The sequence below is a fragment of the Sandaracinus amylolyticus genome, assembly GCF_021631985.1.
Taxonomy (GTDB): domain Bacteria; phylum Myxococcota_A; class Polyangia; order Polyangiales; family Sandaracinaceae; genus Sandaracinus; species Sandaracinus amylolyticus_A.
Window position 1 is genome coordinate 202,361 of the sequence record NZ_CP070226.1, and the last position, 7,372, is coordinate 209,732.

At 69.5% G+C, this 7,372-nt stretch carries 7 protein-coding genes; 6 read left to right on the top strand and 1 reads right to left on the bottom strand.

The features are described from left to right. Positions 1-189 precede the first annotated feature (189 nt). The 6 genes from I5071_RS46530 to I5071_RS46555 all read left to right on the top strand — a co-directional run bounded on the left by I5071_RS46530 (position 190) and on the right by I5071_RS46555 (position 5,752). Complete coding sequence (locus tag I5071_RS46530) at positions 190-1,653, top strand: hypothetical protein (protein WP_236607788.1); 1,464 nt, start codon at positions 190-192, stop codon at positions 1,651-1,653. 104 nt (positions 1,654-1,757) lie between these two features. Beyond that, on the top strand, positions 1,758-2,135 hold the full coding sequence (locus I5071_RS46535; RefSeq protein WP_236607789.1) for a hypothetical protein: 378 nt from the start codon (positions 1,758-1,760) through the stop codon (positions 2,133-2,135). Positions 2,136-2,435: 300 nt separating this feature from the next. Beyond that, the gene (locus tag I5071_RS46540) at positions 2,436-3,149 is read left to right on the top strand and encodes a hypothetical protein (RefSeq protein WP_236607790.1); all 714 of its coding nucleotides are present in this window, start codon (positions 2,436-2,438) and stop codon (positions 3,147-3,149) included. A 351-nt stretch (positions 3,150-3,500) separates the two neighbouring features. Further along, positions 3,501-3,956, top strand: a complete 456-nt coding sequence (locus tag I5071_RS46545; RefSeq protein ID WP_206607095.1) for a MarR family winged helix-turn-helix transcriptional regulator — start codon at positions 3,501-3,503, stop codon at positions 3,954-3,956. Beyond that, on the top strand, positions 3,953-4,465 hold the full coding sequence (locus tag I5071_RS46550) for an SRPBCC family protein (protein ID WP_206607096.1): 513 nt from the start codon (positions 3,953-3,955) through the stop codon (positions 4,463-4,465). The genes I5071_RS46545 and I5071_RS46550 overlap by 4 nt, the downstream gene beginning before the upstream one ends. 642 nt (positions 4,466-5,107) lie before the next feature. After that, entirely contained in the window at positions 5,108-5,752 is a 645-nt protein-coding gene (locus I5071_RS46555; protein ID WP_206607097.1) for a pyridoxamine 5'-phosphate oxidase family protein, read from the top strand. A 134-nt stretch (positions 5,753-5,886) separates the two neighbouring features. On the opposite strand, the gene I5071_RS46560 is transcribed toward I5071_RS46555, so the two are convergent. After that, entirely contained in the window at positions 5,887-7,137 is a 1,251-nt protein-coding gene (locus I5071_RS46560; protein ID WP_236607791.1) for a transposase, read from the bottom strand. Between the last annotated feature and the right edge of the window lie 235 nt (positions 7,138-7,372).

Sequence of the window (7,372 nt, forward strand, 5' to 3'; positions counted from 1 at the left end):
TTCGCGCGCGTTTTCAAGGCGTCACGCAGAGATGGGTGTCGCGAAGAGGTACATAGATCACGTCTATGGCTCGGATGTCGACTTGATATGAGCGTGATGGGCGCACGATCGGCAGCATGACCATCGACGATGGAGGTCCGATCGATGCGGCGATCCGAAACGTCTCTTCTCTTCGCTTCCTGCCTGATCGTGGCGAGCGGCTGCTACGCGAGCAACGATGGCACAAGCGGCCGTGGCACGAGCGACCATGGCACGAGCGACCACGGCCCTGCGCTCGCGACCGTCGACCTCGCGTGCGCGCCGAGCGCGCTCGACGTCGCGTGGGTGAGCGTCGATGCACCGCTGCACTTCCACCCGGCCTCGCTCGAGGTCGCGCCCGGCGACGCGCTGCTGATGCGGCGCAGCAACTTCGGGAGCGATGTGCTGCGCATGGGCGACGGCGCGTTCGTCGCAAGCACGGACACGCCGCCCACCGACGGAGCTTGGTCGCGCACGATCGACGTCGATCCCACGACGCGCGCAGTGCACGTGCACGACGTCGCGAGCGGCGCACTCGTGCGCACGATCGAGCCCGGCGGATCGGGTGGAGATGCGTGGTGGGGCGAGACGCACGCGGTGCTGAGCGACGACGGTGCGCGCGCGCTCGTGCTCGACTGCGACCATGCCCACGACGCGCGCCGCACACGCCTGCGCGGCGTAGAAATCGCGAGCGGCGCGACGCTCGACGTGGACGTTCCCTTCCCATGTAGCGAGTTCTGGCCTCGGCGCACCGAGCTCCACGCGATCGAGGGTGGCGCGGTGGCCCTGCTGGTCGCGATGCGCCCGTCGAGCGCGCCCTTGGTTGACGATGGGAGCGTGCGCGCGGAGCTCGTGGTGCGGGTCGATCTCGCGCGCGGCGAGGTGCGGACCGTCGATGCCGTGGGTGATGCGCCCCGGATGGTCGAGCTCGATCTCGGCTTCGACGTGCTCGGCGCGGCGATCTCCGACGACGAGCGCGTGCTCGCAGTCACGGCGCGCGATGGGCTCCTGCGGCGCTTCGACACGACGACACTCGCCGAGATCGCGGGAGCGACCGAGGTCGGGGTCCACGTCGCGAACCCGTTCTCGTACGTGCCCAGCGTCGAATCGCCGGTCGCGATCTCGCACCAGGGCACTTGGCTCGCACACATGGACGCCGGAGGCGCAATCGTGGTGCGGGACGCGGCGAGCGGCGCGATCGCAGCGCGCCTCGCGATGCCCTTCGACGCGACGCGCGAGGACGTCGCGGCGCTCGGCCCTCCCGCGGCCATGGCGTTGCGCTTCGTGGACGACGGGCTCTTGCTCGCGACATCGATTGGCGTGGCGCGCTTCGCGTGCGATGGGGTTGCGCGCGAGGTCGCGCGACCGAGCGGCGCGCTCGAGGTGCGCGCGAGCGGGCCGGATGTCGTGCGCACTGGTGAGAGGGCGCGTCTCCGCGCGGACCTCGCGGGCGCATCGAGCCCGGTGGTGCGCGCGGTGTGGGTCGACGGCGAGAGCGCCGCGGCGTTCGGCGCGATCGGCCCCGACGTGGAGGTGTGGATGTGGGCGCCAGGCACGCGCGACCTCGAGATCGTGGTCGACGACGGCGTGCGCACGGCGCGCGATGCGATGCGCCTCGAGGTGCTTCCGAACTGAAGGACTCGGACTCTCGCGGGTGAGAGCAGACGTCTTCGGAGTTCGAAAGCATGGCGCCCGCGTCTGACGGGGGGCGAGAACTCGAGCGCTCTCCGCTGGTTCCGGTGCGACCCGACAGCGCGAGCGACGCGCGAATCGTGCTCCAGGCCATTGCCGAGGATCCGGTGATGGCATGGTTTAGCGTCTGGATCGTTCCAGCTCGGGCCCTCGGATCGGAACCCCGGACATTGGCTGCAGCGCTCGGCCCGGGGGTGGTCCGCGAAGCGCAGGCGGACGGGAGCGGAGCCGTCGAGGTCATTGGCAACAGCGGCCACGGGTGTGATCCACCCGAATCGTGGGTGCGCATCGAACGTCATGGCGCGTGGCTCGTGCGCATCGAGCTCGAAAGCTATGCGAGCGGTGAAGCGGACTATCGAGAGCGTGTCGAGCGCTGGCGTACGGCACTTCGGGAGTTGGTTCGCCCGAGTGACCTCACTCCTTGACGTTCTGGATGAGAGAGATGAGCTCCAATGAAGGTCGTGCCGAAGGATCACTACGCCTGGAGGCTCCCACTCGCTGGTATGAATCGGCACCATGGGCGGCGACGCGCGGCGGATTTATCCGTGCGCCGTCTTCCAAGAAATCTCATTGCGCCGGTCATCTTTCGCATCGCCGAGCTCGCATCGGAACGCCGTGGCGCCCCCTTGCGCATGCGTAGGTGCTCGTGGCTCGGATTCGTCGCATGCGTGCTAGTGCTTTCCGCCGCAGACGCGAGCGCGCAGCAGGATCCATTGCACGCGCGAGTGATCGCGTTCGCGACGGCGCGGTGGGGCGCCTGCTCCGCACGCGCGGTCCGAAGCGATCAGGCGCGCGACGGGATCGATATCGACCTCGAGTCGACGGGAGACGGCAACGCGATTGCGCTGGTCCGTACGCCCTGTCACGCCGAGCGTGATGGCGCTTACACCCTGAACTCGACGCTGCTCGAGGTTCGTGGGGACAGCGTCACCCCGATCTCGATCGCGAGCGAAGACACCGAGGCCGTTCCCGACGGGACGGTCTACAACGCGTCGCTGGGTTGCAGGAACGGCGCGATCGAACTCGTGACCGGCGCTCGCGACAGCAACATCGGCGACGTTGGGTGGGAAGCGACGTATCGATGGGACGGCAGAAGCTTCGTGCTTTTCGAGCGGCGGTCGCGCGAAGGCGGTTCGCATCCACCGGATGACGTCGGCGAGTACCCGATCGTCGAGCCGGCCGCTCGCGCGTGCTTTCCGGAGATCGGAGTCGCGTCGCCTGGGCGCGCCCGATTGCGCGTGGTCCGCCCCGGTGGACAGCGATTCGTCGATTTCGCGATCCACGACGCCGGTTGCGCGGTCGGCAGCAGAGACACGCTGCGATGTGAGGGCGACGTGGAGTACGGCGTCGTGAGCGCCGCCCGTCACTGGGTCGTGCTCAGACTCGACGGCTCGCACGAGCGGGAAATCGCCCGCGTGCGGCGCAGCTGCGCGCTCTGACGCACCGCTTGAGACAGACGTCGCGCTGGGCTGTCGCCCACGTCGACCCGGGTCTTTATCAAGCGTGGTCAGCCTTGAGCTTTCTGTACTTTCTTCGGGATGCCCGCGCTGGCGCTCGTGGTTGGATCACGCGCGTTCGACACTCGCAGCGCGCGATGGTCGAGGACGATCGGGCGACACACGTGCGTTCGTCGTAGCGAAGCTCGCCGCGCTCACGTCTGCTCGCCGATCGCCTCGCGCTTCACTCCGCGACGCTGTCGAGCACGTTGAGGACGAGCCGCCCCGCCCACTACGCGTGTCGATGGACCCTTCGTTTTGACGAACGAATCGGCGGCTCCCACCCTCGCGCCAATGATCGAGCGAGACGCCGTACGGCGCATCCAGGTGGCGTACCCAAAGATCTGGCACGCCTGTCATCGTCATCCCTCCGCGGCGGCGCGTGGCGGCGGCCTCACGGAGCGGCAGGGCACTGTCCTCGTGCACCTCGCCGACGGCGCGCTCTCGCGCCCGGCGGACCTCGCGCGCCATCTCGGCATCGCACCGAGCACGCTGAGCGAGGCGATCGATCAGCTCGTCGAGCGGGGCATGGTCGAGCGGCGGCGCCACACCGACGATCGCCGGCGCACCGATTTCGAGGTCACGGAGGTAGGGCACCGCGCCGTCGAGGAGGGCTCCCCGCTCGACCCCGCGCGCCTCCGCGCCGCGCTCGCGTGGCTCTCCGCCGAGGAGCGCGCGCGCGCCGTCGAGGGCCTCACGCTGCTCGCCGACGCCTGCACCACGCTCGGCGGCGAGGAGGATCACTCATGAAGTTCGCGGGACGCGTCGCGCTCGCCGTGCTCGCGCTCATCACGCTCCCGCTCTGCGCGCTCTGGATCGCGGGCGCCGCCCTCCCGCGCGAGCACACAGTGCGTGTGACGCGCGCGGTCGCCGCGCCACCCGAGCGCGCCTGGACCGCGATCACCGACGTCGAGCACGCGAGCGCATGGCGTCACCTCGATCGCGTCGAGCTCCTCTCCCGCGCGCCGCTCCGCTGGCGCGAGCACGGCGAGGACGGCGAGCTCGCCTTCATCGAGGACGCCGCTGCGCGCGAGGAAGGCCGCCGCTTCGTGGCGCGCATCGACGATACCGAGGAGCGAGCCTTCGGCGGTAGCTGGACCTACCTCGTTGAGGCGGAGGGCGAGGGCGCGCGCGTCACGATCATCGAGGAAGGCTGGATCGAGCCGGCGATCTTCCGGACGCTCGCGCGCTGGGTGTGGGGCCACGAGGCGAGCGCACGCGCGTACCTCGATGCGCTCGAGGCGCACCTCTCGGAATGACTCTCGCGCTGCGGTCTTCCGACCGACATCTCGTGGAACGCTGCTCCGAACGAAGCAGATCCAACGCAGCGGCGCGCACTCGAGTGCCGACGCGGCGATGGGCTCGACGCCGAGGTGGCCGACGAGACCCGCGACAAGGTTGATGCCGAAGTAGAGGACCAAACCGTCGAACGAAATCGGCATCAGGACGACGAGGCCCGACCCAGAGCGAGTCGAAGCCGAGGACCTCGAGCGGATGGAGCACGAATAGCGTGAGCGGCTTCGGGCGCTCATGCTCGTGATGGATACGGTGCACGCAGGCGTAGATCGCGCCTGTGCTCCCGACAACCGAGCGCACGCGAGCGATGAGTCGCCCTCCGTCGCGCTGGAAGCACGGCGAAGCAAGCCGCTCGCGATGTCGGAGATTCTCGTGCTCGTTCTCAGATGGCGTTGCGTTGGCCCGCTGACAACAACGCTGCACATGCGACGCTGCGTCGATGAGATCGTACGTACGACGTTCGTGCACGCTGTCGGGCTGTAGCTTATCTAGTTAATGTGGGCCGCAGCTCCGACCCGTGCGTCGGTTTGCACGCCGCACACTCCGCGCAGGCCGTTGGATCCCCAACCGCTGCCCGAGAAGCCTCGGCGCAAGGAGACCCTCGCGTGTCCGCACATCGGCTGACCTCGAAGACGATCGACGACGAAGCCGCGCTCCGGGCGCTCATCGGAGGTGAGCCGACCGAGCTCGTGCGCTCGAAGATCGCATCGCGTCTCAACCCGCTGACGCGCCGATTCATCGAGCGCTCTCCGTTCGTGTGCCTCGCCACCGCGGCGGCGGACGGCAGCTGCGACGTCAGCCCGCGCGGCGATCCGACGGGGTTCGTCCGCATCCTCGACGACGCGACGCTGCTGCTGCCCGAGCGACCCGGAAATCGCATCGCTGACTCGCTGCGCAACATCCTCTCAAACCCGCACGTCGGCTTGCTCTTCGTCATCCCCGGAGTCGTCGATTCGTTCCGCGTCGATGGCCGCGCGACGCTCACCGACGACCCCGAGCTGCTCGCCCCGTGCGCCGTTGAGGGCAAGGCGCCGAAGCTCGGGATCCTCGTCGACATCGAGCACGCATACACGCAGTGCGGCAAGGCGTTCATCCGCTCGGCGCTCTGGGATCCCGCGCGCTTCGTCGATCGCGGGGAGCTCCCAACCAACGGCGAGATCCACGCGGTGCTCGCGGGCGGGGACTTCGACGCGTGCGCGTACGACGAAGCGCGCGCGGCGCGCTACGCGCGGCGCGAAGGATTCTACTGAGCGGGCCTTCAGCAGAGCTTGTATCTACTCCACCGGCCGAGCTCGCGACGTGGTAGGGCGGCCGGTCAGCGGTTCGGGAGAGGGTCGCCGTGGAGAGCTTGGGCATCGTCCCCGTCTCTCTGAGATTGACGCCCTCAACCGAGGTGGGGCAGGTCCTTGGCGCGGAGCAGCCTCTGCAGGCCCCGTCGATCGAAGATGGTGGTCACGTACTTCATGCGCGCACCGCAGGGGCATGCGAGCACGTCCAGGTCGAGGCCGTGCTTCATGAGGGCGCAGAAGGTGGCGTTCTTGGGCCGCGGTCCGAGGCCATCGTCGGGTCTCGGTATCACGCGAGGGCGCCAAGCGGCATGGGATGCGAGCACGCCGCGGTGAATCACCTGATGGGTGTTCGGCCGAGGCACGAGGGAGCACAGTCGCTCGAGGAAGGTGTCGGCGCTCATGGTGAGCCAGCGGGTGCCGTCTCTCCACGGGGTCTTGAGCTCGAGGGCCACCTGTTCGGCCGGCAGCAAGCGCAAGCGCCGGTCGGCCAGCGGTGGTCGGAGCAGGTAACGGCAGAGGTGCTCGAGGCGCTCTCGGTCCTCGGCGCGCACCTCGGTGGTGGCGTCGAGGTCGAAGCCGTCAATGCGCGCCTTGCGGCGCAAGGCGTGGTCGGGCGCGAAGTCGTGGTCCGGGGCGTGGGCGATGGCGCCGCGTCGTGCGGCGGAGCGGGCGAAGGCGGCGCAGAGGACGCGCTCGGAGTCGTCGAGGTCTGCGTCGAGGGCGCGTCGCTCGCACAGGCGCGTGATTCGCTCGGCGATGCGGGAGGTGAGCACGTGCAGCTCGTCGCGAGTCGGAGCGGCGAGCGCGGTGAAACTTCCGCGGGCGTCGTACACGCCGTCGAGTGCCAGAATGTGGAAGTGCACGTTGAGGGCGAGGTCGCTGCCGAAACGCTGCACCACGGTGATGCTGCCGGTGCGCCCGCACTCGATGCCGAGGTCGCGAGCGCGCTCGCGGTAGAAGCCCTCGATGGCGCGGGCCGCCACGCTGAGCACAGCGAGCGTGAGGTCGTGGTGATAGGCCAGCGAAACCCGAAGCGCGAAGGGCAGCGAGAGCACCCACTGGCGGATGCGCACCCGAGGGAGCACCGAGCGCACCCAGTGCCGCGCGGTCTCGGTCATGCGGCGGCCGAGGCACCGCGGGCAGAAGCCTCGCCCCTTGCACGAAAGGCCCACGAGGCGGTCGTGGCCGCAAGCGCTGCACGCGAAACGAACCGCGCCGCGGGCCAGTACGCCGCACTCGAGGTAGCCGCGCAGCTCGTCCACCACGAAGCCCGGCATCGGCGCGTCCGCCTCGGCGCGCCGCGCCAGGAACGTCTCGAGGTGCTCGCGCACGATGCGGTGCAGCACCGTCGCAGGCGGGTCTGCCGGCGAGGTGTCGAGGCGAGCGCGCCGCGCCGAGAGCACGCCGCCGAGAGCAAGCGGCGGTGCCGGAGCGCCGAACGCGATTCATGAGCAATTCTGGGCCTCGCCTGGCGGAGCTGGCGGCGGAGAGGTGGCGGGCCGTCATCCCCGCACGAGGCACGAGCGTAGCTCGCGCGCGTTCGCCGAGAGCTCGGCGGGGGCGTCGCTCGGATGGCGGAGC